Here is a 22,761-nt window from a genome sequence, read left to right on the forward strand (position 1 = left end):
CGTCAGGGTGCTGGAGAGTGAGGAAGGAGACCGGATGCGAGCGCACAGTTCCGGTTCCGGCGATGGCCCGACCGGAGTTCTGCAGCGGGCGGCACTGATCCTCGACGCCTTCGAGGGCGTCGAACGCCTGAACTTGTCGCAGATCGTCGCCGCCACGGGACTGCCGCTATCCTCTGTTCATCGCGCGTTGGAGCAGATGGTTGCCCTCCGCTGGGTGCACCGTCACCGCATGGACTACCAACTGGGTATGCGCATGATCGAACTAGGGTCGATGGCGGCGCAACAGAATTCGCTTCGCCGGGCCGCGCTGCCCAGTCTGCATTGGCTGCACCGCGTAACCGGATGCATCGTGCACCTGGGCGTCCTCGAAGGGACGGACGTGATCTACCTCGAGAAGATCGGCGGGGATCTCGCCCCAGGTGTCCGGTCGCGTGTCGGTAGCCGTCTTCGCGCGGACTCTTCAACGATCGGCAAGGCATTGCTCGCTGGTGCGGGGTGCTCACGAATCAGCTCGCCGGACATCGACCGGGTGCGTGAATTGCGTGTCGCATGTGAGCACGAGAAGTGTATGAAGGGATTCAGTTGCGTGGCCGTGCCGATCGGGCCGATGGGCCGAGGGGAGGGCGCCGCCGTCTCGGTTTTCGGTTCGGTGGCCAAGATCGGCGTGGACCAGCGGATACGGCTGTCGGTGCAGACCGCGGCGGCTGAGATATGGCGCCGGATGCAGGTCCCCTCGTCGGATGTCTCGGGGCGGCATTCTGCTCGGTAGTGGCAATCGGCTGGGTGAGTCGGCAGGTCGGTACCGGATACGGGGTCGCCCACCTGACGTGACCTCAGGGTGTACCGTCCCCGAGGCGATTCATCCGATCCGGGGAGGGGTGCCACAATCAGAGTCGGTGCGAGGCCGGTCGAGGGACGGCGAGCACTCTCGGGGAGGGGCTGGGGCACGACCCGCTCCCTGGATAGGTGACATCGTGGAGATTGTGGGTGCCCCTACGGAATTTCCTCGGCCCTAGAATTGGGCGATGGACAGGACTGACCGCGCCAGCCGGGTGATCGCGGCACCACCGGAGACTGTGTACGGCGCCCTCCTCGACCGGGACTCCCTCGAGGCCTGGTTACCACCGGACGGCATGCGCGGGCGGGTCGAGCGGTGGGATCCCCGCCCTGGTGGCGGGTTCCGGATGGTCCTGACCTACCTGAACCCCGTCGACAGCCCCGGAAAGACGTCGGATGCGACGGATGTCGTCGATGTGGGATTCGCCGACCTGGTGCCATCGGAGCGGGTGGTGCAGCGGGCGGTGTTCGACGCTGACGACCCGTCGTACGCGGGCACCATGACGATGACCTGGCACCTCGTTGCCGCCGGTGACGGGACCGAGGTGACCGTCACCGCCACCGACGTGCCACCCGGCATCGACCAAGACGTACACGAGGCCGGGATCGCCTCCTCGCTGGCGAACCTGGCGTCGTACGTCGAAGGGACCGACTGACCCCACACTTGTCACCGCGAGCACCGCGGCGCTCGTCTCGACACCACCCGGTTAGCACAACTGATCACCACCGCACGAGGCAGGATGAGGCCGGGAGTGACCGAACCGCAGCCGACCGGGCGAGCGCCTCTGCGTCTGAGTGGCCGAGCGCGCTCACGCCACTAGACGATCACTTCAGCGGCCGCGGCCGCGTCGACCGCCGGGTAGATGGGGTACTCCACGCCCGAGAGGTACTGGACGGTGCGAACCACCTGGCAGGAGTAGCCGAACTCGTTGTCGTACCAGACGTACAGGATGGCGGTGTCGCCGTCGACGATCGCGGCGTTCGCGTCGACGATGCACGCCGCACGTGAGCCGATGAAGTCACTCGACACGGCGTCGGTTGCCGCGGTGTAGTCGAGGTTCCGGCTCAAGGCTCCGGTGAGTGATTCCTGGCGAAGGTGCTCCAACACTTCATCTTTGGTGGACTCGCGCCTGAGCTGAAGGTTGAGGATCGCGACGGACACGTCCGGCGTTGGCACGCGGATCGAATTGCCGGTGATCTTGGCCTTCAGGTCGGGAAGAGCCTTCGCAATCGCGGAGGCCGCACCCGTCTCGGTGAGGACGAGATTGAACGGCGCCGATCGGCCACGCCGGTCGGCCTTGTGGTAGTTGTCCAGCAGGTTCTGGTCGTTGGTGAACGAGTGCACAGTCTCGACGTGGCCCCGCACGACGCCGAACTCGTCGTCCATGGTCTTCAGCGGCGGGACGATGGCGTTCGTGGTGCAGGACGCGCACGAGACGATGCGTTCGTTCGGATCGACGTCGCGGTGATTGACGCCGTGCACGATGTTGGGGACGTCACCCTTGCCGGGCGCGGTCAACACCACCTTCGCCACACCGGGGCGGAGGTGCTGCGACAGCCCGTGGCGGTCACGCCAGATGCCGGTGTTGTCGATCAGGATCGCATTGTCGATGCCGTACTCGGTGTAATCGATACTCGTCGGATCGTTGCTGTGAATGAACTTGATGACGTTGCCGTTGGCGATGAGCGCGTTGTTCTCGTCGTCGACCTTGATCGTGCCGTTGAACTGACCGTGGACGGAGTCGCGGCGCAGCAGTGACGCACGCTTGACCAGGTCGTCCTTGCCGCCCTTCCGGACGACCACGGCACGCAGGTTCAGGCCGTTACCCGAACCGGCCTTCTCGATGAGCAGCCGCGCGACGAGTCGACCGATACGCCCGAATCCGTAGAGGACGACATCCTGGGGCTGCGCGGGGCTCGTCTGGGCACCACCGACCAGGTCGGCGAGGCTCTCCGCGACGAACTCGGGGATCGGCGCTCCGCCACCGTGGGCGTGGTAGGCGGTCACCAACAGGCCGAGGTCGATCTTCGACGGCCGCAGATCGAGGCCGGTCAGTGCCTCGAGAAAGGGGAACGTCTCCTCGACGGAGAGCTCGTCGCCACGGATCTGTCGGGCGAAGCGATGGGTCCGCAGGATCTTGATGACCGATTTGTTCACCAGCGAGCGACTGTGCAGCAGAATCGTCACCGAATGCCTGCGGTGCAGACCGCCGATAATCGGGATCATCGCTTCCGCGAGAGCTTCCTCGGAGTTCCACTGCGTCAGTTCCGCTGTGCTCACTGCGTTCCTCTGGCTTTCTGGCTCATTGGCGTGCTCGTGGGTCGGACGCCGGTCGGGATGAGACGCACGTCATACACCCATGTTGCGGAGAACGGCGTGCGCACCACCAAGCATATGGAAGCGCCTCCTCGGGGCGACAGGCACCCGGCACCAGGCACGCAACGGTTGCTTCGGCTACGGGTATTCCGGTTCGAGGGGGACGGTGACCGGGGGCTCGGCCGGCTCGAGGACGTGGACCGGCGGGACCGCAATCGCACCATCTTGTACCGCACTGCCACGCGGACCGGACACATCGATCTGATCTTCGATCGCAGATACCGCGCCCTGATCGCTGAGTACGCACCCGATGGCCGGACGCGGCAAGGAACAGCGCGCGGCGAATCCCGATCAGGACTGTGGGACGCCGCTTGCGGCGCACCCACTCGGTGACGGCGGGAGCGCGCCGCTCAGCTCCGCGATCGTTCCGCCCCACGCGGGCGAGCAGATCGTCTCGACGGCGTCGATCTCGGCATGCGTCGAGACGTCGGGGGTGAGAGTTGTCTCGACGGTTCCGATGTTGAGCCGTTGCCGCCACCTGGCCTCGTCGAATGGCGATGGGCGCGTGGCGGTCAGGAATTTCTCGACGGTGTGGAGGAAGCGCATGGGGTCGTCCCGGAAGGGGAAGTGACCGGCGCCTGGGAAGATCTCCAGGCGTGAGCCCGGCATTGCCGCGTGCGCGGTGTGGGCGTGGCTGACGGGGATGACCGTATCCCGATCTCCCCAGATGAGTTGAACGGGGAGACTTGCCGTCAGATAGCAGCGGTCGAGCATGGTCACCGTCTGTCCGCGCCAGTCGACCACCGCACGCAGGGTGCGTAGGTAGGCCTCGTACGCGGCGGGGTCGGGAAGTTCGGTCAAGATACGCACCAGATCCGGTGTGTCGTGCAGCGCCGCACCGGGGCGCAGGGGAGTGCCGTGCAGTCGAGTCAACAGGGTTCCCACCCAGCGCACCGCGGGCACCGCTCCCGGCAGGCGCAGCAATTTCAGTGCCTCATTGACGATCGGCGTCGCGGCGAGCCGCAGGAGCGGATGAACGTCGGTGGTGATACCGCCGGCGGAAACCAGGATGAGCCGATCCACCATCTGGGGGAACTGGTAGGCGAACTGCATCGCGATGCCGCCGCCGAGCGAATGTCCGATCACGGTGGCCTGGTCGATTCCCAGGGTCGAGAGTAGATCGCGCATGCCGTTGGCGTAGGCGGCGACGGAATAGTCGGCACGGGGTTTGTCGGAGCGTCCGTGGCCGAGTAGATCGGGTGCGATCACGGTGTAATTCTCGGCGAGGTGCGGGATGATCTCGGTCCATGTCGACGAGTTGTCGCCGATGCCGTGCAACAGCAGGAGTGCGGGGCCGTCCCCGGCCAGGCGGAAGGCGCGTCGGTACCCGTGGATGGTGCGGAACATCATCTGCGGCTCGGCGTCGGGCACCGGCCTGAGCCTGCGCATGCGACTGGGGTTCATCGCACCCTCCTCGACTGTCGCGTTCTACGTCGATTCTTCGCTTCGCACCGTCGAAACACGTGACGACACGCCCCACCCGAGGGTGTCGACATCAGGAGGTCGTTGCCTCCTCCCGGGCCCCGAAATAGGTGCGAGAAACGTTCGCTGGTTATTCGCGGTGGAGGCCGCGGCGTTACACGCAGGCGATCACCGGTCATCGAGCACCGGGCCCTGGGCCGTGTCGATCGACAGCGCTTCCGCTGTGCAGCAACGGGACTGGGGTGGATCGTCGGCGGATCACCGCGGTGATGTCACAGGTGTATCGGCGCGATTCGGGTCGGGCGTCGTTGCTGCCGGACGGGGACCTGATCAGTCCTTGTCTGTTATGTGGGTGGGCTACCGTGGGGGTTGTGGCAGCAGGTATTCCGGGTCCGTCGCACAAGATGACGCCCAGCCCCGAGGTTGCGCTCGACTTCGCTCGGGAATGGGTGGAGTTCCTCGATCCCGACGACTCCGAGCATCTCATCGCCGCGGACATGACGTGGCTTCTCTCGCACTGGACCTGCGTGTTCGGCACCCCGGCCTGCCAGGGCATCATCGCGGGCCGACCCGACGACGGCTGCTGCTCGCACGGCGCCTTCTTCACCGACGAGGAGGACGTCGCGAAGTTGCACAAGTCCGTGAAGCTGCTCAGACCCGAGGACTGGCAGTTCATGAAGCAGGGTCTCGGGAAGAGGGGGTACATCGAGGAGGACGAGCTCGACGACGAGCCGGCGCTGCGAACCCGCCGCTTCAAGGGCGCGTGCATCTTCCTCAACCGTCCCGGATTCGAGGGTGGCATCGGGTGCGCGCTGCACTCCATGGCGCTCAAACGCGGCATCGAGCCGCTCGAGGTGAAGCCCGACGTGTGCTGGCAGCTGCCTATCCGGCGCACCCAGGAATGGGTGGAGCGACCCGACGGCGAGCAGATCCTGAAGACGACGATCACCGAGTACGACCGCCGCGGCTGGGGTGAGGGCGGATCAGACCTGAACTGGTACTGCTCCGGCTCGCCGGACGCGCACGTCGGCGCCGAGGCGGTGTGGCAGTCGTATGCGCCGGAGCTCACCGAGTTGCTCGGTGAGGCCGTGTATCGCGAGCTGGCGCGGCTGTGCAAGCGACGCCAGGGCCTCGGCCTGATCGCGGTGCACCCAGCGACCGCGGTCGCCGAGAAGAATTCCCGGTAACGAGCGGCTGCCCCTGAAGACGTCGACCCCGGTCGCATCGTTGTGGGCGTTTACGGCAGGGTCGATGTACCGACGGAACCTCTCGGCGTCGCGTCACCGGGTTGCTCCGGCGCGGGACTCGGCGCCGGAGCACCCCGGGTGATCACATCCAGGGCATGTCAGGGTCGAGGGGGTGGGAGATCACGCCGTCGTCGGGTTCGAGGGGGTAGTTCGCGGCGTGGTACGGAGCGCTGGAGGAGCCGAAGAGCTCGACGCCGCCCGGCTCGGTGAGTGTGGTGCCCGGCTCGTAGAGTTCGACCTGCTCGGGTACGTCCTCGTCGGGGGCATCGCAGGCGACCATGGGCCACGCGTTGGCGCATCCGATGCGGTCGCGAACCTGGACGGTGTATGGGGCCTGCGGTGCGGCACCATCGGTGGGTGCTGCTGCGGCGGTGGCACTCTGGGCCAGCACGGCTCCGAATCCGAGGGCGACGCCGACGGCTGCTGCGGCTGCGGTGCGTGTGGTGATCGAGGACATTCTGTGGGCTCCTGAAGTTCGGGGGTTTGGTGTTCTCGGACGACCACTAGTTTTCGCCGGAAGCCGGCGTTCGATAACACCCCGAAGGGGGTGATCCGCGACCCGCAAGGGGGCGGAAAATCACCCCTGGGTGGCGGCTCCGCGGAGGGCGGTGGTCGCTCTCGCGGATACCGCCCACCTGGACGATGGACTGCAGGATCCGCATCGTAAGACCATCCGAACTGATCTTTGCGACACGTCGCGGATGGTTCGCTGTCGGCGCTTGAACCTGCTATTCGGGTTGTTTGAGGGCGTCGGTGATGCGTTCGTGGACCGGAGGTTTCGAGGTTCTGGCCGGCGGTGCGGGCGGCAGCGTGGGCGCGGGTGTATGCGTCGTCGCTGAGGCGGATGGGGATGCGGTGGGCGGGGCCTGGGGTGGGCTGCTGGTGTGCCGAAGTCGGCGACCAAGGGGTTCACCGCGGTGTGGGACAACAAGGCGGCCACGACGTTCAAGTCCGGTTGGCGGCGCTCACGAATTGGCGCGGCTGGTCCTGGAACGGTGGTAGTCGGCGGTGCTGCCGTGGCGTGTGAGGTGTGGGGTGTGGACCTTCACGCGGTGTAACAGTGGTCGGGCCTGATCGGAGGATGACGTCGGTGCAGGTTCGCCTACCGTGGGGCGGGCGATCATGGGCACTTGCCCATCACTGTCTCCCCGGTGTCGCCGAGCGCTGTCGAGGTTATGGCACCGCCGCCCGATTTCGGCCAGTATCACCGGCGCGCCCCCTGCTTAGCTGATCTTGCGTCGGTAGATGGCCGTCGAGGCGGCGTAGGCGACGATGAGGATGCCGACGCACCAGGCGAGGGCGATCCAGATGTCGTTGCCCACGGGCTGCTGTGCGAACAGGGCGCGGATCGTGTCGACGATGGAGGTCACCGGCTGGTTTTCAGCGAACCACTCCACCGGGCCGGGCATGGTGTCGGTGGGCACGAACGCGGAGCTGATGAACGGTAGGAAGATGAGTGGGTAGGCGAACGCGCCGGCACCGTCGACGGTTTTCGCGGAGAGACCGGCGATCACAGCGACCCACGTCAACGCCAGGGTGAACAGGATCAGGATGCCTGCGACCGCGAGCCACGCCAGCACACTCGCACCCGTGCGGAAGCCCATGAGGAGGGCGATGCCGATGACGATCGCGAGGGAGATCAGGTTGGCGACCAGCGAGGTCAGCACGTGTGCCCACAGCGCGCTGGACCGGGCGATCGGCATGGACTGGAATCGCTCGAAGATCCCGCCCTGCATGTCCATGAAGAGTCGGTAGGAGGTGTAGGCGATGCCCGACGCGATCGTGATGAGCAGGATGCCGGGCAGCATGAAGTTCAGATAAGACTCCGACCCGGTGTCGATCGCGCCGCCGAACACGTAGACGAACAGCAGCATGAGTGCGACCGGGGTGACCGCTGTCGTGATGATGGTGTCGGGGCTGCGCAGGATGTGGCGCAGCGAACGCCCCGTCAGGACTGTGGTGTCGCCGTAGAAGTTCGTGGTGGTCATCATCGCTCCTCGCTGTTCGTAGGGGTGTCGCGGACCGTGTGTGCACCGACGCTGTCGCTGTCGTCGCCGATGATCGCGAGGAAGACCTCCTCGAGGGTGGGCTGCTTCTCGACGTACTCCACTGTCGCGGGCGGCAGCAGGGCCTTGAGCTCGGCGAGGGTGCCGTTCACGATGATCCGGCCCTGGTGGAGGATCGCGATCCGGTCGGCGAGCTGCTCGGCCTCGTCCAGGTGCTGTGTGGTCAGCAGCACCGTCGTGCCGTTGTCGGCGAGTTCCTTCACCGTCTGCCACACCTCGATGCGCGCCTGGGGGTCGAGTCCGGTGGTCGGTTCGTCGAGGAAGATGACCGGCGGGTTCCCGATGAGGCTCATCGCGATGTCGAGACGGCGGCGCATTCCCCCCGAATAGGTCGACGCCTTCCGGCCGCCGGCCTCGGTCAGTGAGAAGCGAGCGAGCAGGTCGTCGGCGATCTTGCCGGGGTTCTTCAGGTGCCGCAGCTGGGCGACCAGCACGAGATTCTCCCGCCCGCTGAGGATCTCGTCGACGGCTGCGAACTGTCCGATGAGGCTGATCGATTCCCGCACGTTCTGCGGCTGCGTGGCGACGTCGAAGCCGTTGATCGTGGCTGTGCCGGCGTCCTGCCCGAGCAGGGTCGCGAGGATCTTCACGACCGTGGTCTTGCCCGCTCCGTTCGAGCCGAGCAGGGCGAAGATGCTGCCCGGCGCCACGTCGAAGTCGACGCCGCGCAGCACCCGCAGATCGTTGTACGACTTTTCCAGGCCGTGCACCCGGATCGTTGCATCCGTGGTCATTGCTGTCCTCGTTCCGCGTCTTCGATTGCTTTGGTCAGGCGGGCGCGTTCCTTGTCGATCCACTGCGTGCCGCTGTAGGCCTGGGCGAACGTCTCGGCGAACTCGACCGGGTTCTCGCCGACGATCTCGCGTACCGGCGTGCCGTCTACGGCGGCCCGCTCCCAGAGTTCGACGAGGTCGCCCATCATCGTGACGAGGGTCGCGCCGTCCGTGTGGCCGCCGTAGTACATGAAGTACCGCTGCAGCGCTTTCGCGGTGGTGCCGTACGGCTCGGGAAGGGCATCGATGCGGGCTTTGTGCTGTTTGTACTGTTTCTTCTGCTCGAACGATCCGGTGATGGTCTCGATCCAGTTGGCCATGATCACTTCTCTCCTTCGTGGAGCTGTTCGATACGTTCTGCGAGGAAGCTCCATGTCCTCCAGAACTCGTCGAGCTGTTCGCGCCCTTGCCCGTTGATCGAAAACACCTTCCGTGGCGGCCCCTTCTCCGAGGGCACCTTCTCCACATCCACGAAGCCCCTCTGCTCGACGCGGACGAGTAGGGCGTAGACGGTGCCTTCGACGAGATCCGAGAAGCCCCGCTCCCGCAGCAGTGCCGTGATCTCGTAGCCGTATGCCGGCTGCTTGGCAAGAATCGCGAGGACGATGCCCTCGAGCGTGCCCTTGAGCATCTCCGTCATCTGATTGCCCATCACTCACCTTCGATCTAGTCTGTGTTGCTGACTACCGGTAGAAAGTATCACTGAGTACCGGTAGTTGGCAACACCGAATAGCGATCGGGGTCGCAGAACGAGGGAGGACTTCGGACTGCTGATCCCGTTGATCGGCTCGGCGCCAGTACGCGCGAAGTGTGAGAGAGGGGTCGAGGTAGTACTCGCCCGAATCGGGCGGGTAATGGGGGCGGCCGGAATACGGCAGAAGCGGGCCGTCATCGGGTTCGTTGCTCTCACGCAGCTTTTGAGAACTGCCGCACGTATCTGCTCAGAACTCACGAATTCTGCGAGTAGTGCGCGAAATCCAGACGTTGCTGTCGGATTCCGATACTCGTATGTCGCGGTTGAGGCGGCGCCCCGCTGATCCTCCTCAAACATCGTCGTCGGCGTCGCCGTACGTGGGTTCCGGCTGAGCCTGCTCGGAGTCGATGTTGAAGGAGGAGGGCTGATCTTCAGCTTCCTGACCTGCCTACTCTGGGCGGTGATCTACTTCGTGGTCAAGGCGGTCGCCGGTCGTCGCGCAGACCACTGAGGGTCGGCGTCACGCGCTCGATACCCCGCCTGGCCCGGGGCGGGTGCCGTGTGCGCGGGGATGGTGGCCACCTCCGCGCAGGGGCTTCCGATGGAGTGTGCGATTGGGGACCCGGCACACGGGGTAGTCGCGGTATACGCCTCGCGCGCACCGACGCGCCATAGTTCTACATACTCCCGACGCCCGACGCAGTGCGTGGCGACGACACACAGCAAGTGGGTTTGATCATGAAAATAATGAAAGCCAAAACCAAAGTTGAGGTTGCCTCAGCGGTCGGCGCCGGGTACCTACTGGGGCGCACACACCAGTTGAGGATGGCCGTGAAGATCGCTGGTGCGGGCGGGCGGTCCCCCAAGGGGCCTGAGGATCTGCTCGCACAGGGATCCGAGTTCCTTGCCTCGTCTCCGGAGATCGCGGATCTCGGCGATTCGGTTCGGGACGAGCTACTCGACACGGCGGCCGCGACGGCTGAGGCCAGCAGCGAGCACGTCGATTCGTTCCGCGACCGCCTCCGGTCGGGCGGCGCGCACGTCGTGGCCGGCGGCGGGCATTTGGTCGCCGGGGTGAAGAGGATTGGCCGTCGCGGGCACACCCACCCGCGGGACCCCGAGGATTCCACCGTCGACGAGGCACCGGACCAAGGAAAAGACGAGGACGGACGTTCGTCTCAGGCGGTCCAAGAAGAACGACAGCCGAAGCCGCGCAGACGGCGCAAACCACGGATCACGACGCCCGGCGACTCGGCGGCGGAGTCCCGGGACGAATCCGCACCGGAAGCACGACCGGACAAAGCCGCACGCAGGAAGGGAACGGCTAAGGCGCACTAGTCTCCTCACCCGCTGGCGGCCCGGTGCGCATCGATCAGCGCCGGGTTGTTAGAGCCCGCAATGCCGTGCGACGGTGCATCCGCTTTTGAGCACCAAGTCGTCGAAAATGACACCGTAGTCGGGTTCGGTGATGCCTGTGCCGTCCTGCATCGCCTTGGAGGTCAGCCCGATCTTGTGGTGGGCCGGCTCGACGAGCTCCGCCAAAATGTCTGCCTCGACGCAGTGATGCGCCCGACGCGGCCGAAGCTGTCGCGCTGGCACTTTGCCGCCGCCGACCAGGGCGGGTACAACCTCTCGCCGGCGACGGTGCCCGCTCCCGCGCGGACCCGGAACGGCCCACGACTCGGTTGCCGTTGAGGGTGTTGCCGCGCCCACACCGCGCGGTGGCCTGGTACCCCGCCGGATCGAACCCCCGGCGGGGTCACGGTACCGCCGGAACTGCCGCCGAGGGTCGGAGGGCCATGCCATCGAAGTTGGGTGCTGTGTCGTCACCGCGGTGTTGAGCTACAACGCCGCTGGACCACTGATGACCGCCACACGCGCCGGCCGTGCCCGCACCGGTGCCACCGAGTTACCGGGTCACTGGGTCACTGGGGGAATCTGAGTCGGTCCGAGGAGATGGTCGAGCGCGCGGGAGATGAGTTCGGGTTCGTCGAGTTGAGGGAAGTGGCCTGTGCGGGGCCAAGTCTCGACGCGACTGTGGGCTATGGACAGCAGTGGGACCAGCGGTCCGGGATGTTCAGGCGTTGTCGCCTTGGCGCCTGCCTTCCACCTGGATTCGGCGTACCCGACTCCGCCTCGAGGCGCATCGACCGGTCGGACTCGAGTGCGGCGATCATCTCCTCGAGTTTCGGTTCTCGAGTTCGAGTACCCGTTCGAGGATTTCCCCGAGGTTGGTCGACTGATGTCCGCCCCCATTCCCCCAGCGAGGCTCTGCGGGAGGCGTCCGGAGGTGCCGCCGGAGAGGGTCATGACTGACCGCCAGCGCTGTCGCCGGCGCCACGACTGTAGCGGCGGGTTCTGCGGTAGGACAACAACTCTCCGTCCAGATCCAACACCACCTCGTACAGGGCGAGCATGTCCGTCGAAGACGGGATACGCCGATCCTCGACAACTTCCACTTCCACGGTCCACCCGTCGTCGGTCGGCATCACCGATGTCGCACCGAGCGGTTTCTTTCCCGTCAGCTGCGTGATGTCCCGCACCGCGAGCTCGGCGATGTCCTGCGCCGGCAGGGGCGGTGGCAGCTGATGCGCCATGACCTCTTCACTCCTTCTCCGGAGTGGCGAGCTGTGCCGTTCCGGTCATCCGGTCGAGGATTGCCTGCTGCGCCTGCTCTTCCTCCTCGGCGGAGATCTCACCCCGCTCGCGGGCGTCGTCCAGCTCCTCGAGCGCGCGGCGGGCACTGGCGGGATCGTGCAGTTCCTCCTCGACCTGACGCTGAATCAACTCGGCCAGCGAGATCACCCCACGCACCGGCGCGAGCGGCAGCGTGACGATGAACGACAACGGTCCCATCGCCTCAGCCCTCCGGCGTCTGGGCCATCACGAAGTCGTAGGCGGCGAGCGGTCCGAGCAGCCGCATCTCCACCCGGCCCTCCCACCGCTCTGCCAACGCGCCCACCGCCTGCTCGAGTTCGTTTTGGTGGGCGACCTCGACAAGGACCGCCACTTGCGCGGCATCCTCCTCATGGGTGGGTTCGCGGACGTTGACCAGGTCGGCCAGCGAGTCGAGTGCCTCGACCACCGTGGCCGTATCTTCCTCTCGCTTCGCGACGATGGCGTTGGCCACGATCTCGCCGAGGGCCATCCGGGCGTCGCGGGTGGCGGCCTCCGGCTGGTCGCGGATCGTGTCGCGCAGTGCGCTGGCCTGCTCGTTCTCGCCGATCACTTCCCACAGGATGGCGTGTTCGGCGTAGCGGGCCTTCACCACGTATTGGGCCTTACCCTCGAGTTGCTCCATGGCGGCGGCGAACTCGTCGGCGTGCGCGGTGAGCAATTCGTCCTTCACCGCGTCGGTGTCGGTGAGGACGGCCCCGAATCGCAGGGGAGTACCGGTGCCACTTGCGCGGCGTCGGCCAGCAGGTGTGCGTGGGCCTGAAGGTCCGCGGGTTTACCGAGTGGCCGGTCCACCGATATTTCGCTGACCAGTGCCGCGATGTCACCGTGTCTGATGGTGCTCACCTGGGAGTCGTCGACGCCGACGGCGTCGTCTTCGGTCCGCACGTCCGCGGGCACGATGCCGTAGACGTAGATGCCGGTGGTACGCGGCTGCTCGGGGGCATCGGTGGCCTGGTTGGACGTGGACATCATCTGTCCCCTCTGCTGGATTTACGTTGCACCCGCTCGGGCTCCTCTTGTCCGCCGCCGAGGAGGTCACCGAGTTTGTCGCCGGCAGCCTCGAGCGCGCCCTTGGTCTTCGACTTGGCACCACCTTCGGTCACGGACCCCACCAGATCGGTCAGGCCCTTGGGTTCGCTGCCGATCTCGAGCCGGTTCACCGCCTCCGCGAACCGCAGATACGTGTCGACACTGGCGACGACGATGCGGGCGTCGATGGTCAGCAGTTCGATCCCGACCAGCGAGACCCGCACGTACGCGTCGATGACCAGGCCCTTGTCGAGGATGGTGTCAATGACGTCGGCGAGGCTGCTCGAGCTGGGCCCGCCGGAGGTCATCGGCGGGCTCCTCGCTTCGCCCCGGTGGACTTGGTGGCAGCGGTCTTGCGGGGGCGGCCACGGCGTGCCGGTGCCGTGTCCTCACTCGCGGCCGCGGTCTTGCGCGGTCGGCCACGGCGTTTCGGCGGTGCCGGCGGTTCACTCGCGGACGCGGTCTTGCGTGGGCGGCCACGGCGTTTCGGCGGCGGCGCCTCGTCCTCCTCGGCCTCCTCGTCGACCGCTTCCTCACCTTCGCCCTCGTCCTCTTCAGCCTCGTCTTCCTCCGGCTCGGGTTCCTCGTCCTCGGCCTCGTCTGTTTCCTCCGGCTCCTCGTACTCGTCCTCGTCTGTTTCGGCGGGTTCCTCGTCCTCGGCCTCGTCCTCGGCTTCCTCAGGCTCCTCGTACTCGTCCTCTTCACCCTCGCCCAGCTGCGTTTCGTCCTGCTCGTCTTCCTGTTCCGCTTCGTCCTGCTCGGGCTCGACTACCTGACCGTCCCGGATTTCTCCGCGCCAGCCCTCCAATTCATCAGGATGGAGGATGGTCTGCGTCATGACGTGGCGTGCAAAGTGTTTCAATTCCAGCCGTGCTCGGCGTCCCTGCGCACGCCACAGGTTTCCCGTCTTCTCGAACAATCCCTTCGGGTGATACTCGAGAATCAGAACGATGCGAGTGAGATCCGGGGTCACCTCATGGAACGTCACCGCACCGTCGATGAAACCTTTGGCGCCCTTCGAGCGCCACACGATCCGCTCGTCGGGAACCTGCTCGAGGATCGACGCTTCCCAGGTTCGGTGCGACAGGAAGATCTGCGCCTTCCACTCGAGCTTTTCGTCCGATTCCTGCTCGACCCGTTCGACCTTCTTCATGAACGACGGAAAGTCGGCGAATTGGGTCCATTGGTTATAGGCCAGCTGAACCGGGACCCCGACATCGATCGTTTCGACGATGTTGGTCAATTTCAGCTTCTTGCCCTTGCCGCTACCGCCACCACCACCGCCGGTGACCGCGTCCTTGAGGTCGGACGCCTTGTCCTTGACCATCTGCTTGGCGCCCTCCCACCAGCCGCCACCGGTGTCGGACTTGTCCTGCGACTCATCGTCATCCGATTTCTCGGAACCGGTGAGGGCGGCAAGCAGCCCTCCTTCGCCGCCGTTCTCGGCGTAGTCGGTGAGCCGCCCGGAGGTGTTCGCCACCTTGTCCGAGACCGAGGACAGTGCCTTCTCGGCGACCGTGCCAACCAGTCTCTGCATTGCCTCCTGCAGCACGCTGGACGATCCGTTGCCGTCACCCGGTACGGCCTCTTGTAGTTTCTTCGCGGCGCTCGTCATCGCCATCACCTCCGTGCCCGTCGGACGGGCGCAGAGTCCGTCGTGGCCTTGGCCCGTGTTCTGCGTTTGCGGGCAGGAGACTCTTCGTTATCGTCGTCTTCGTCTGACTTCGCGGTCCGCGACCTGCTCGCGGGCCGGGTGCTCCCGGTCGCTCCGGCCCGGCGGCGCGGCGTGGGCCGCTTACGTGGGGCCGGTTCCTCGTCGGCCTCGTCTTCGTCCGGCTCCTCGGCCGCTGCCTCGTCTTCGTCCTGCTCCTCGTAGGCGTCGGCCTCGTCTTCCTCGCCGGCGGAGTTGTCCTCTGGCGGTTCGTCGGTACTGGGCTGCTCGTCGTCGTCCCGCGAACGAGTGCGCTTGTTGCGGCCGAATTTGCTCACCTTGGTGACATCAGTGACGTTGTCCGCGGCATCGCTGACGGTGCCCGTGATCTCCTGGCCGCCCGATTGGAGCCGGTTGCTCAGCGAGTCGATGCGCTGGCTGGCAGCGGTGACCGCTGCGGCCTTCGCAGCCCCGAGCAGCTCACCCCGGACCGTGTCGCCGAGTTTGGCGACCTCCGGGGAATTCGCGAGCATCTTGGTGCCGAGTGTGAGCAGCTCCCGCGGCCCGCCGCGAAAGCGCCCGGTCGTACCGGCCCCGGCGAGCATCAGTGCCAGCTTCATCCGGCGGGTGCGGCCTAGCAGATAGCCCGCACCGATCGCGGCCGCCATCTGAGTCTTGTTGTTCATCATTGAACCCCTTTTGCCGAGTAGTCACCACGCACCTCTCGCCAACCTCGGAGATGTGTCGCAGGACCGATTTCGGAGATGTGTCGCAAGACCGTGTGCATGGTAGGGGTGCGCATTGTCGACTACCCCAACCCGGCAACGCTCAATCACCAGCACACCACGATTCCGGCCGACTTCACGGAAACCCATTTTCCGTTGTGCAGAAATTCGGTGATTCCGGCCTCTCCGGAGCAGCTGGGATGAACCAAGCCGACTCGTGCGGAAGGATTCTTTCGGAGATGTTGCTGTGCAAGGGAAATCCCTTGCACGGCGGATACACGAGGGTTCGTTGAGCGACGGAGGATCGCTGGTGTTCATTGGTTGGGCAGTGCCACGATGAATTCTTTTCTTGTTGTGTCGTGCGCCGCCTGCTCACGAATCGGCCCTGCCCGCCCGTCGATCAGGTCAGCGTGCAGCGGCCCGCACCGCCGCGACGATCGCCATGACAAGCAGGGCCAGCAATAGGACTACGAGCAGTACCGGCCCGAGGAGCAGTCCGAGGACCAGTAGGAGAATCAGGGCGACCTTGGCCTTGGTGCTCAATCCGGAGACCAGCCCTTTGATCGCGGCCCACACAGGATTCTTACCTGTCAGGGCGGCCCGAACACCCTCGAGTCCGGCTTGCATGCCCACCCCGCCGTGCGCGACCTCGTCGACGAGGGGGTTCATCCACTCCTGGATCTTCTGCTTGATCTTTTCCGTCAGCATGGCGCCGCGGTCTCGCACCGTCTCCTGAAGCCGGCGAATGTGGGCTTTGAGCCATTCGATGGCGGCCTCGACCGACCGCAACACCCGGCTCCAGGTCGTGTCGGCGGGCCCGCCGCGTTCGGTGTCCTTCGCTGACGACTCCGGTCGGCGTGTGCGGTTCGGTGCGGTGGACCGCGGGTGCGCGGATGTGCGGGACCCCTCACCTCGGGGATGTGTGCGAGCCGTCGGCTTCGCGGTGGTGGCCCGTGCCGGCGCACGCCCGGAGGGTGCCTCGCTGTCGGCGCGCCGCCGACGGGGTGTGCCCGAGGCTGCTTCGCTGGTGGCGCCTGTTCGCGTTCGTCGCGGTTTCGGTTCAGACGCCCGCGAGCCGCTGTGCCGCGAGGTGCCCCCAGTCGATGTCGCGGGCGCCGGCCGCCTGCGCGGCAGCCGCCCCGCTTCGGTGGTGGCGGTCGCCGCGAACCTGTTCGCCGCGGTCGATGCCCGGGCCTTCGGCTTGGTTGTGGCGGTCGTGGCCAGGCCTCCGGCGTCAGTGGTCCTGCCGTTGCCGACTGCGCCGCCACTGTGCGATGTGACCGGTGTCCGGCCGTCCGTTCTCGCTCGTGCACCCATAGTTCGCAAGTACCCCCGGGTCGACCTCGGAAACCGGATTCAACGCCGGAATTGCGCAGCGGCCTCGCCGTCTCTATTCGACCACCTGGCTACCAGCGGTGCCCGGTGCGACGGGCTCTCGCAGCGGGGTGCCTCCCTCGCTGACACACTGTTGGGCTTCTGCAGCTCACTGGAGGGTTCCCGAACCCGACAGGTGCGTCCCCGCGCGGAAGTCCTACGGAACGGGACGTCGCGACGCGTCAACCGAAATCCGTTGTGGGAGCACCATCCCACGGCAGTTCGGTGACGTCGTGGAGCAGACGAGCGTGACCGGGTCGTCGTGGCACTCGAGGACAGACTGTTGACGAATGCGCGAACGGTGGGAACCTTTCGGTGCGCCAACGCGTCGAGGTTTCCGGCGCTCTCACGTAGCTCGGCCACGCCCACCGGGCCCGTGGACGCCGTTCTCCACCAGATCACCGCTCGGGTGGCTACCGGCCTCGTTCGATGGACAGTCGAGCATCCGCGCACATAACGGAACCCGACGCGGACTTCCCAGGATTCACAATCTCATAGTTAATGTCCGACGTGATGTTCAGGTTCGGAGCGAACTCGCGCCCCTGGACGTCCATGAGGCCGAGGGCGCGACTGGCGGTGGTCTCAGCTCGCGGACGACTTGGCGATGACCATGTCGGTCAGGGCGGGGACTACCCAGATCCCACACCGCTGTAGAGGGGGCCCGGAGAGGGTCCATGTCCGGTGGTTGCATCAGCAGACACAGATCCATCGACAACGCGTCGACGTCGTGGTCGGTGACCAGGGCCAGCAGATGCCCGGCCGGGCGAGCCTCCGGAACCGCGCGGCCGCCGATGCCGGAATCCATACCCGCATGGGTACCGGCTCGACCGTAGGGCCGATGGGATGGCGGGCGCCGATGAAGCAAGGAACGACGTAATGTAACGCTTCCGCCTGTGAATCAGATCACATATGTGCGTGATGACAAGACTGACGCGGCCGCGGCCGCCCCACACCCACATGAAGGCAGAATTCCCATGGCGACACCCTCGATCCCGACGACTTTCGTGTCCACTCCCAGCACCCGGAGGCGGCGCGATGTGATGAGCACCGCCGAGATCAAGGCGAGAATCGAAGCCATGTACGCCGACGACCGTCGACCCGACAGACGGTCTGCTCGCTGACCTGCCGCCGGTGACGCCGGGAGACGAGCGTCGGGGTGCCGCCCGCCGAGGTGGTTGGTCGTCGGTCCCGGGTGTGCGTGCAGGTGTGCGAGGCACCGGGATGGTTGTCGGTCTGACGAGAATCATCGCCCGTCTGATGGAGCTCGTCGCTGATGCTCAGCTGGCTTCCACGGAATCCGAAAATGCGCTGCGCCAATGGGTTACGTGCCGTTGTTGTGAGTTGTGAGGTGTGTAACGATGCGGGCGTAGCTGGGCAGGCGACGTCCAACGGCGAGAGATGCCATGATCTTGGGCGTTGACTGCGGCTCCTGATGGCGGTGTCGGTTACGACGTGCCGGTATGAGCCTGCAGGCGTTGATGGCGTTGCGCGGGCACGTCACTCCACAGATGACCCTCCGCAACGCCACCCTCGCATCGCCGACGTTGCGCGAAGCCTACGACCAGGCGATGGGCAAGGTGCGCCGCCGGTTCACCCCCACCCCGGTCGGCTAGCCGGTCGTTCCGGACACCGTCAGCTGGCTAGGCAGCGAGATGCTCAAAACGCGCGTCGCCCATGGCTACTGCTCCCGACACGAAGCGGCAGGAGCCTGCCGCTACGCCAACATCTGCGAGACCTGCGACAACTTCGTCACCGAACTCGACTTCCGTGACGCGCTCGAGGCGCACCGCTCCGATATCCAGGCACTCGAAGCCGAAGCCGAAGCCGAAGCCGAAGCCGAAGCCGAAGCCGAAGCCGAAGCCGAAGCCGAAGCCGAAGCCGAAGCCGAAGCCGAAGCCGAAGCCTGCGACCGCGGCTGGTCCGACGAAGCTGCTCGCCACCCCCGCGTGGCAGACGCCCTGACCGACCACCTCCACCGACTCAACCGCTGACTCCAGATCACCAATCTGCGATTGACCCCCCGCGAAGGCCGGTCAAGGGAGAGACTCACCAACGAAATCCGGCGGTGGACCGATGTCGTCGGGATCTTCCCGCGCACCGCCCTCATTCGGCTCGTACGGACCGTCCTCGCCGACCAACACGACGAATGGATCGACGCTCGCCGCTGCCTCGACGGACTGGCCCGCTCCCGCGGAGCTCACCGCGACGACATCGATACCGAACCTACTTCAGGCGGTGACACAGGCGGCTCTGACCGCATAACCATCAGGCGAGGAATCGCACGACGACGTACACCACCTCGCGGGACTTGACCGACTCGCTCGGGACCAGCTGGTTGCCCATTCTGATCTTGCCGGCGGGGTGTGGGCCTAGGGTGGACTCGGTTGTGGAGTTTATGTGTGTCGGCGCATACCGGTGCCGTTCGGCTGGTTCTGCGAGTCCGAGAGGTTTGCGATGACGGATTCGAGCGCGAATACCGCGCGGGTCTCGTTGCGGACGCTGCTGTGGCTGGCTATCGGCATTCTGGTGACGCTGTTCGCGGTGTCCACAGCCTTTTCGGTGTACGGGAGATTGGCGGTACGAGCATCTGTCGACGACCTGTCCGAGCAGCTGCGGCCCGCGCAGCGGGCGGTGGCCGAGCTGACCACGTCGTATGTGAACCAGGAAACGGGACAACGCGGGTACACCCTTACCGGCGATCCGCAATTCCTCGAACCCTATGACGCGGGCCGGCGTGACGCGGCCGCACTGCACACTCGCCTGGACACGCTGCTCGCCGAGGATGCGGCCGCGCAGGCAGCGCTGCAGAGGACCGCCGAGGCGGCCGAGATGTGGCGGACGCGGGCGGCGGAGCCGCAGATCTCTGCGCGCCGCGACAACGCGAGCGAACCGGATCGGATCCAGTCGACGACCGCGACGGGTAAGGAGTTGTTCGACGACCTGCGCACACGGCTCGCGGAATTGAGTGCCCGTACCGACGTCCTGGTCACCGAGCAGGTCGAGCGAGTCCACTCGGCGCAGGCGCTGGCGAACATCGCGACCGTCGTCGCCTTCGTTCTCGCCGTGGTCACGGCCGTGACCGCGGTGTATCTGACGCGGCGGCTGCTGACACGGCCGATCGATCGTCTTCTCGCCGACATCGGCGCGGTGGCCGGCGGCGACTACGGGCGGGAGATCGACACCGACGGGCCCCGGGAGGTGGCGATCATCGCCGGGGCGGTCGACACGATGCGGACCAGCCTGCTGGCGAAGAACGAACAACTCATGGCGGCGGAGCGGGCCCGCGCACGTGATGACGAACAGGGCCGGATGGCGGCGGATCTCCACGATATGACCCTCCAGCGTGTGTTCGGTCTGGGTCTGGCGCTGACCTCGCTGGGCGTCCGGCATCCACGCTTGTCGGCGGATCTGGACCCGCTGATCGACGAGACCGACAGCATCGTGCGTGGATTGCGGGCCGTCATATTCGATCTCACCGGGTCCACCGGGGCCGCGCGGTCCGGGGAGGCGGGCAGCCTGAGTGCCGCGGTGAGCGAGATCGTCGACAACAGTGCCGCCGCGCTCGGTTTCACTCCGGATGTCTGTGTGGAGGGGCCGGTCGACCGGTATTCGGGCAGCGAGGCCGGGCCGGAACTGCAGGCTGCCCTGCGCGAGGCCCTGAGCAACGTCGCCCGCCACGCACAGGCGAGCGTGTGCAGTGTCCGGGTCACCGCCGCCGCCGACGGCCTCGTGTTGACCGTGAGCGACAACGGCACCGGAATCGCGGCGGGAGCCGCGCATGGAGACGGACTGACGAACATTCGGCGCCGCGCCGAGCGGCTCGGCGGTCACGCGGTCTTTCGCGACCTGGGGCCGGGGACAGCGGTCGAGTGGGCGATACCCGCACCGGAGGCGTCTCCACAAGTGACTGATCGGCCGCCGCCCGGTGATGTGTGACTTAGCCACCGCGAGCCGAACGGCCGGTTCACTGGCCAGTTGAGGGCACATTTTCCGGCGGTGCGGTCGGTGATCTTCGCCGACCCGGGCGGTCGAGCCGTCATCCCGACCGGTGACAATCGGTGCTTCCGTCGCTTCGACGGCACCGTCCTCGCTTTCGAGGCCGGGAGCATCGCGTGGTTGATCGCAGTGGGGCAATCACGCCCGAAGTCCGCGTCGCCGAGCCTGATTCATCAACGGCGAGCGGGACAGCGCAGTACAACTCGGATGTGCTTGGTGTCGGTGGGGAGGCGACCACGGCCCGTGATCGTCCGGAGGTACTGTTCTGCGACTCCAGTACGGGTGGAAACTGCTTCCTCGCAAGACCCATCGTTCGGACGCAATCCCGGCAGGCGGATGAGTGGGCGCCGACCCCGGCGGGTACCCCCTAGATGGTGATCGGCATGACCTCCCACGACGCGATCCGACGTTGGATCGCTGAACAGATGTGCTCCACCTCGAGACCGCCGATACCGTCCCCAGGTTGGTTGACCTTCGCACGGGTTCCCGCCGGGTTACGTGTCGACAAATCGCTCCGACCCGGCGGCGGATGATCGTGATCTTCAGTGCGAGTGGTGCGGGGTGCCATCCGCCCCTCTCAGCGCATTGGTGAATACCGCGAGCGCGGTGCTCCGGTTCCGCGAGTTACCGTAGGTAAGTTGTGGTTGCGGGGTCGCGGCGGGTTTTTTTGTGGGCGCTGCTGCGGTCTCCGCGAGTGGTGGACGGCGACGAAATGTGTCTCATTCGCCCGCCGGCTTCGAGTAGGTGGCTCCTTCGTGGTGCCGGGCGCCGGGGGCGGCGCTCACAGCTCGACGCGTAGACCGCCACCTCGGCCGTTTGACGAGCACAGACGATGGAGGATCGATGCCGACCAGTAGGAACAACGCGGACAAGAACGCTGGCTCCGAACCGAAGCTGCTCTCCGGTGGAAACCCACAGATCCCGAAGGGGGAGGGTGACGGACCGGTGCAGGCCTATATCGCCGCGATGCCTGAGTGGAAGCGCTCGCTGGGCGAGCGGCTCGATCGCCTGATCGTGCGGACCGTCCCCGATGTGCACAAGGCCGTGAAGTGGAACCAGCCGTTTTACGGGCACGACGGCGAGGGCTGGTTCCTCAGCTTCCGCTGCTACACGAAGTACGTCCAAGTTCAGTTCTTCCGAGGGAGCTCGCTGGACCCTGTTCCGCCCAAGGCGTCCAAGCACGACGAGGTGCGCTACGTCGACATCCGCGAAGACGACGATCTCGACGAGGGCCAGCTCCGTTCCTGGATCGAGCAGGCAAGCAACCTGCCCGGCGAGAAGATGTAGAGCACCCGTCGGAGAGCATCCCGAGTCGTCGCCCGGTCGTGGTGCGCACCACGACCTCCACCTGCCGCCCCCGCATGGGAGGCAAGCATCGGCCAGCTGCCACCGGAGAGTCGTCGGAGCTCGGGGCACTCCCCGGTGATGACGACTGCATGTCCACGCTCAGATCGAGGTGTGTTTGGACGTATCTGCTGGTTTCTGCGACGGTCAGACGTCGTCCGCGGCGTCCCGCCCATTGCGCTACTGCTGTGTCCACCCCTTTGAACCGTTTCCTCCCCGTACGTGCCGTAATTGCCGGCCCCGGACGCTGTGTTGTCGGGGCAGGGCACGACGCCTGGCACGTGGGCCCGGCACCGCGCGGGATCGTCTACCGCGGCCGGTTCGCCGGCAGTGTCTGCATCGCGATCACCGAGCGCGTCACCGACGCGTTCCCTGCGCTGCCGGCGTTGTCGCTGCCGTTGTCGCCCCCGGGTTGTCCGGGCCGATCGACAGCGCGGCCTATCAGCCCGCCTACACCATCGCCTGACTCTGCGACCGGGTGGGCGAACCGGTTAGTCCGGCGGCGTATGGCGTCCGGCACCGGGGTCGGCCGTCTGAGCCGAACTGT

Annotated in this window: 18 protein-coding genes and 6 pseudogenes; 9 read left to right on the plus strand and 15 right to left on the minus strand. The window is 66.1% G+C overall.

Annotation, left to right across the window (positions count from 1 at the left end; genetic code table 11):
• Positions 1 to 34: 34 nt before the first annotated feature.
• Entirely contained in the window at positions 35 to 769 is a 735-nt protein-coding gene (locus WKC72_RS20200; RefSeq protein ID WP_128638357.1) for an IclR family transcriptional regulator, read from the plus strand.
• Positions 770 to 1,025: 256 nt separating this feature from the next.
• Positions 1,026 to 1,493: an SRPBCC family protein gene (locus WKC72_RS20205; RefSeq protein ID WP_112298439.1), complete on the plus strand. Its 468-nt coding sequence runs from the start codon at positions 1,026 to 1,028 to the stop codon at positions 1,491 to 1,493.
• A 161-nt stretch (positions 1,494 to 1,654) separates the two neighbouring features.
• On the opposite strand, the gene WKC72_RS20210 is transcribed toward WKC72_RS20205, so the two are convergent.
• Entirely contained in the window at positions 1,655 to 3,118 is a 1,464-nt protein-coding gene (locus tag WKC72_RS20210; RefSeq protein ID WP_370178652.1) for a glyceraldehyde-3-phosphate dehydrogenase, read from the minus strand.
• Between the two features lie 492 nt (positions 3,119 to 3,610).
• Positions 3,611 to 4,618: pseudogene (locus WKC72_RS20215) on the minus strand (alpha/beta fold hydrolase); the annotation flags it as partial.
• A gap of 422 nt (positions 4,619 to 5,040) precedes the next feature.
• Between WKC72_RS20215 and WKC72_RS20220 the strand changes: the two are divergent.
• Positions 5,041 to 5,823 carry a hypothetical protein gene (locus WKC72_RS20220; protein WP_112298437.1) on the plus strand — a complete coding sequence of 261 codons (783 nt, stop codon included), beginning with the start codon at positions 5,041 to 5,043 and terminating at the stop codon, positions 5,821 to 5,823.
• A gap of 142 nt (positions 5,824 to 5,965) precedes the next feature.
• Here the strand turns inward: WKC72_RS20220 and WKC72_RS20225 are convergent, their stop codons facing one another.
• The 5 genes from WKC72_RS20225 to WKC72_RS20245 all read right to left on the minus strand — a co-directional run bounded on the left by WKC72_RS20225 (position 5,966) and on the right by WKC72_RS20245 (position 9,374).
• Entirely contained in the window at positions 5,966 to 6,340 is a 375-nt protein-coding gene (locus WKC72_RS20225; protein ID WP_112298436.1) for a hypothetical protein, read from the minus strand.
• A gap of 766 nt (positions 6,341 to 7,106) precedes the next feature.
• Positions 7,107 to 7,871, minus strand: coding sequence for an ABC transporter permease (locus WKC72_RS20230; protein ID WP_112298861.1), 765 nt, complete (start codon positions 7,869 to 7,871; stop codon positions 7,107 to 7,109).
• Positions 7,871 to 8,683 carry an ABC transporter ATP-binding protein gene (locus WKC72_RS20235; RefSeq protein WP_370178655.1) on the minus strand — a complete coding sequence of 271 codons (813 nt, stop codon included), beginning with the start codon at positions 8,681 to 8,683 and terminating at the stop codon, positions 7,871 to 7,873. The genes WKC72_RS20230 and WKC72_RS20235 overlap by 1 nt, the downstream gene beginning before the upstream one ends.
• Positions 8,680 to 9,042 (minus strand): DUF1048 domain-containing protein, encoded by a 363-nt coding sequence (locus WKC72_RS20240; RefSeq protein WP_200887677.1) that lies wholly within the window; start codon positions 9,040 to 9,042, stop codon positions 8,680 to 8,682. Before WKC72_RS20240 ends, WKC72_RS20235 begins: the two co-directional genes overlap by 4 nt.
• Positions 9,043 to 9,044: 2 nt before the next feature.
• Positions 9,045 to 9,374, minus strand: a complete 330-nt coding sequence (locus WKC72_RS20245; RefSeq protein ID WP_037240175.1) for a PadR family transcriptional regulator — start codon at positions 9,372 to 9,374, stop codon at positions 9,045 to 9,047.
• A gap of 394 nt (positions 9,375 to 9,768) precedes the next feature.
• Between WKC72_RS20245 and WKC72_RS20250 the strand changes: the two are divergent.
• Positions 9,769 to 9,927 (plus strand): annotated as a pseudogene (locus tag WKC72_RS20250) (GlsB/YeaQ/YmgE family stress response membrane protein); the annotation flags it as partial.
• Positions 9,928 to 10,241: 314 nt separating this feature from the next.
• Positions 10,242 to 10,754 carry a hypothetical protein gene (locus tag WKC72_RS20255; protein ID WP_370178659.1) on the plus strand — a complete coding sequence of 171 codons (513 nt, stop codon included), beginning with the start codon at positions 10,242 to 10,244 and terminating at the stop codon, positions 10,752 to 10,754.
• Positions 10,755 to 10,823: 69 nt separating this feature from the next.
• Here WKC72_RS20255 and WKC72_RS20260 read toward each other — a convergent pair.
• The 8 genes and pseudogenes from WKC72_RS20260 to WKC72_RS20295 form a co-directional block, all read right to left on the minus strand.
• Positions 10,824 to 10,928: pseudogene (locus WKC72_RS20260) on the minus strand (2-oxo-hepta-3-ene-1,7-dioate hydratase); the annotation flags it as partial.
• Positions 10,929 to 11,722: 794 nt separating this feature from the next.
• Positions 11,723 to 12,013: a gas vesicle protein GvpO gene (gene gvpO / locus WKC72_RS20265; protein ID WP_370178661.1), complete on the minus strand. Its 291-nt coding sequence runs from the start codon at positions 12,011 to 12,013 to the stop codon at positions 11,723 to 11,725.
• 7 nt (positions 12,014 to 12,020) lie between these two features.
• Positions 12,021 to 12,272 (minus strand): gas vesicle protein GvpG, encoded by a 252-nt coding sequence (locus WKC72_RS20270; RefSeq protein WP_370178663.1) that lies wholly within the window; start codon positions 12,270 to 12,272, stop codon positions 12,021 to 12,023.
• A gap of 4 nt (positions 12,273 to 12,276) precedes the next feature.
• Positions 12,277 to 13,064: pseudogene (locus tag WKC72_RS20275) on the minus strand (GvpL/GvpF family gas vesicle protein).
• Positions 13,064 to 13,432 (minus strand): gas vesicle protein GvpJ, encoded by a 369-nt coding sequence (gvpJ, locus tag WKC72_RS20280; protein ID WP_370178665.1) that lies wholly within the window; start codon positions 13,430 to 13,432, stop codon positions 13,064 to 13,066. The pseudogene WKC72_RS20275 and the gene gvpJ overlap by 1 nt, the downstream one beginning before the upstream one ends.
• On the minus strand, positions 13,429 to 14,739 hold the full coding sequence (locus tag WKC72_RS20285; RefSeq protein ID WP_370178667.1) for an SRPBCC family protein: 1,311 nt from the start codon (positions 14,737 to 14,739) through the stop codon (positions 13,429 to 13,431). Before WKC72_RS20285 ends, gvpJ begins: the two co-directional genes overlap by 4 nt.
• A gap of 5 nt (positions 14,740 to 14,744) precedes the next feature.
• Entirely contained in the window at positions 14,745 to 15,461 is a 717-nt protein-coding gene (locus WKC72_RS20290; RefSeq protein WP_370178669.1) for a hypothetical protein, read from the minus strand.
• Positions 15,462 to 15,905: 444 nt separating this feature from the next.
• Complete coding sequence (locus WKC72_RS20295; protein WP_037240207.1) at positions 15,906 to 16,292, minus strand: hypothetical protein; 387 nt, start codon at positions 16,290 to 16,292, stop codon at positions 15,906 to 15,908.
• A 2,015-nt stretch (positions 16,293 to 18,307) separates the two neighbouring features.
• On the opposite strand from WKC72_RS20295, the pseudogene WKC72_RS20300 reads away from it, so the two are divergent.
• The 4 genes and pseudogenes from WKC72_RS20300 to WKC72_RS20315 all read left to right on the plus strand — a co-directional run.
• A pseudogene (locus tag WKC72_RS20300) lies at positions 18,308 to 18,865 on the plus strand (hypothetical protein); the annotation flags it as partial.
• 45 nt (positions 18,866 to 18,910) lie between these two features.
• Positions 18,911 to 19,186 (plus strand): annotated as a pseudogene (locus tag WKC72_RS20305) (transposase); the annotation flags it as partial.
• 142 nt (positions 19,187 to 19,328) lie between these two features.
• A complete protein-coding gene (locus WKC72_RS20310; protein ID WP_370178672.1) occupies positions 19,329 to 20,810 on the plus strand; it encodes a CHASE3 domain-containing protein in 1,482 nt (493 codons plus the stop codon).
• A 903-nt stretch (positions 20,811 to 21,713) separates the two neighbouring features.
• Positions 21,714 to 22,157 (plus strand): DUF1801 domain-containing protein, encoded by a 444-nt coding sequence (locus WKC72_RS20315; RefSeq protein ID WP_370178674.1) that lies wholly within the window; start codon positions 21,714 to 21,716, stop codon positions 22,155 to 22,157.
• Positions 22,158 to 22,761 lie beyond the last annotated feature (604 nt).

This window comes from Rhodococcus wratislaviensis, assembly GCF_041228765.1.
Classification (GTDB): domain Bacteria; phylum Actinomycetota; class Actinomycetes; order Mycobacteriales; family Mycobacteriaceae; genus Rhodococcus_F; species Rhodococcus_F wratislaviensis.

What these genes read in the sequence shown, in the direction of transcription:
- WKC72_RS20200 (WP_128638357.1), top strand. Translation starts at nt 35, where the DNA reads ATGCGAGCGCACAGTTCCGGTTCCGGCGATGGCCCGACCGGAGTTCTG.
- WKC72_RS20205 (WP_112298439.1), top strand. Translation starts at nt 1,026, where the DNA reads ATGGACAGGACTGACCGCGCCAGCCGGGTGATCGCGGCACCACCGGAG.
- WKC72_RS20220 (WP_112298437.1), top strand. Translation starts at nt 5,041, where the DNA reads ATGACGCCCAGCCCCGAGGTTGCGCTCGACTTCGCTCGGGAATGGGTG.
- WKC72_RS20225 (WP_112298436.1), bottom strand. Translation starts at nt 6,340, where the DNA reads ATGTCCTCGATCACCACACGCACCGCAGCCGCAGCAGCCGTCGGCGTC.
- WKC72_RS20230 (WP_112298861.1), bottom strand. Translation starts at nt 7,871, where the DNA reads ATGACCACCACGAACTTCTACGGCGACACCACAGTCCTGACGGGGCGT.
- WKC72_RS20235 (WP_370178655.1), bottom strand. Translation starts at nt 8,683, where the DNA reads ATGACCACGGATGCAACGATCCGGGTGCACGGCCTGGAAAAGTCGTAC.
- WKC72_RS20240 (WP_200887677.1), bottom strand. Translation starts at nt 9,042, where the DNA reads ATGGCCAACTGGATCGAGACCATCACCGGATCGTTCGAGCAGAAGAAA.
- WKC72_RS20245 (WP_037240175.1), bottom strand. Translation starts at nt 9,374, where the DNA reads ATGGGCAATCAGATGACGGAGATGCTCAAGGGCACGCTCGAGGGCATC.
- WKC72_RS20255 (WP_370178659.1), top strand. Translation starts at nt 10,242, where the DNA reads ATGGCCGTGAAGATCGCTGGTGCGGGCGGGCGGTCCCCCAAGGGGCCT.
- gvpO (WP_370178661.1), bottom strand. Translation starts at nt 12,013, where the DNA reads ATGGCGCATCAGCTGCCACCGCCCCTGCCGGCGCAGGACATCGCCGAG.
- WKC72_RS20270 (WP_370178663.1), bottom strand. Translation starts at nt 12,272, where the DNA reads ATGGGACCGTTGTCGTTCATCGTCACGCTGCCGCTCGCGCCGGTGCGT.
- gvpJ (WP_370178665.1), bottom strand. Translation starts at nt 13,432, where the DNA reads ATGACCTCCGGCGGGCCCAGCTCGAGCAGCCTCGCCGACGTCATTGAC.
- WKC72_RS20285 (WP_370178667.1), bottom strand. Translation starts at nt 14,739, where the DNA reads ATGACGAGCGCCGCGAAGAAACTACAAGAGGCCGTACCGGGTGACGGC.
- WKC72_RS20290 (WP_370178669.1), bottom strand. Translation starts at nt 15,461, where the DNA reads ATGAACAACAAGACTCAGATGGCGGCCGCGATCGGTGCGGGCTATCTG.
- WKC72_RS20310 (WP_370178672.1), top strand. Translation starts at nt 19,329, where the DNA reads ATGACGGATTCGAGCGCGAATACCGCGCGGGTCTCGTTGCGGACGCTG.
- WKC72_RS20315 (WP_370178674.1), top strand. Translation starts at nt 21,714, where the DNA reads ATGCCGACCAGTAGGAACAACGCGGACAAGAACGCTGGCTCCGAACCG.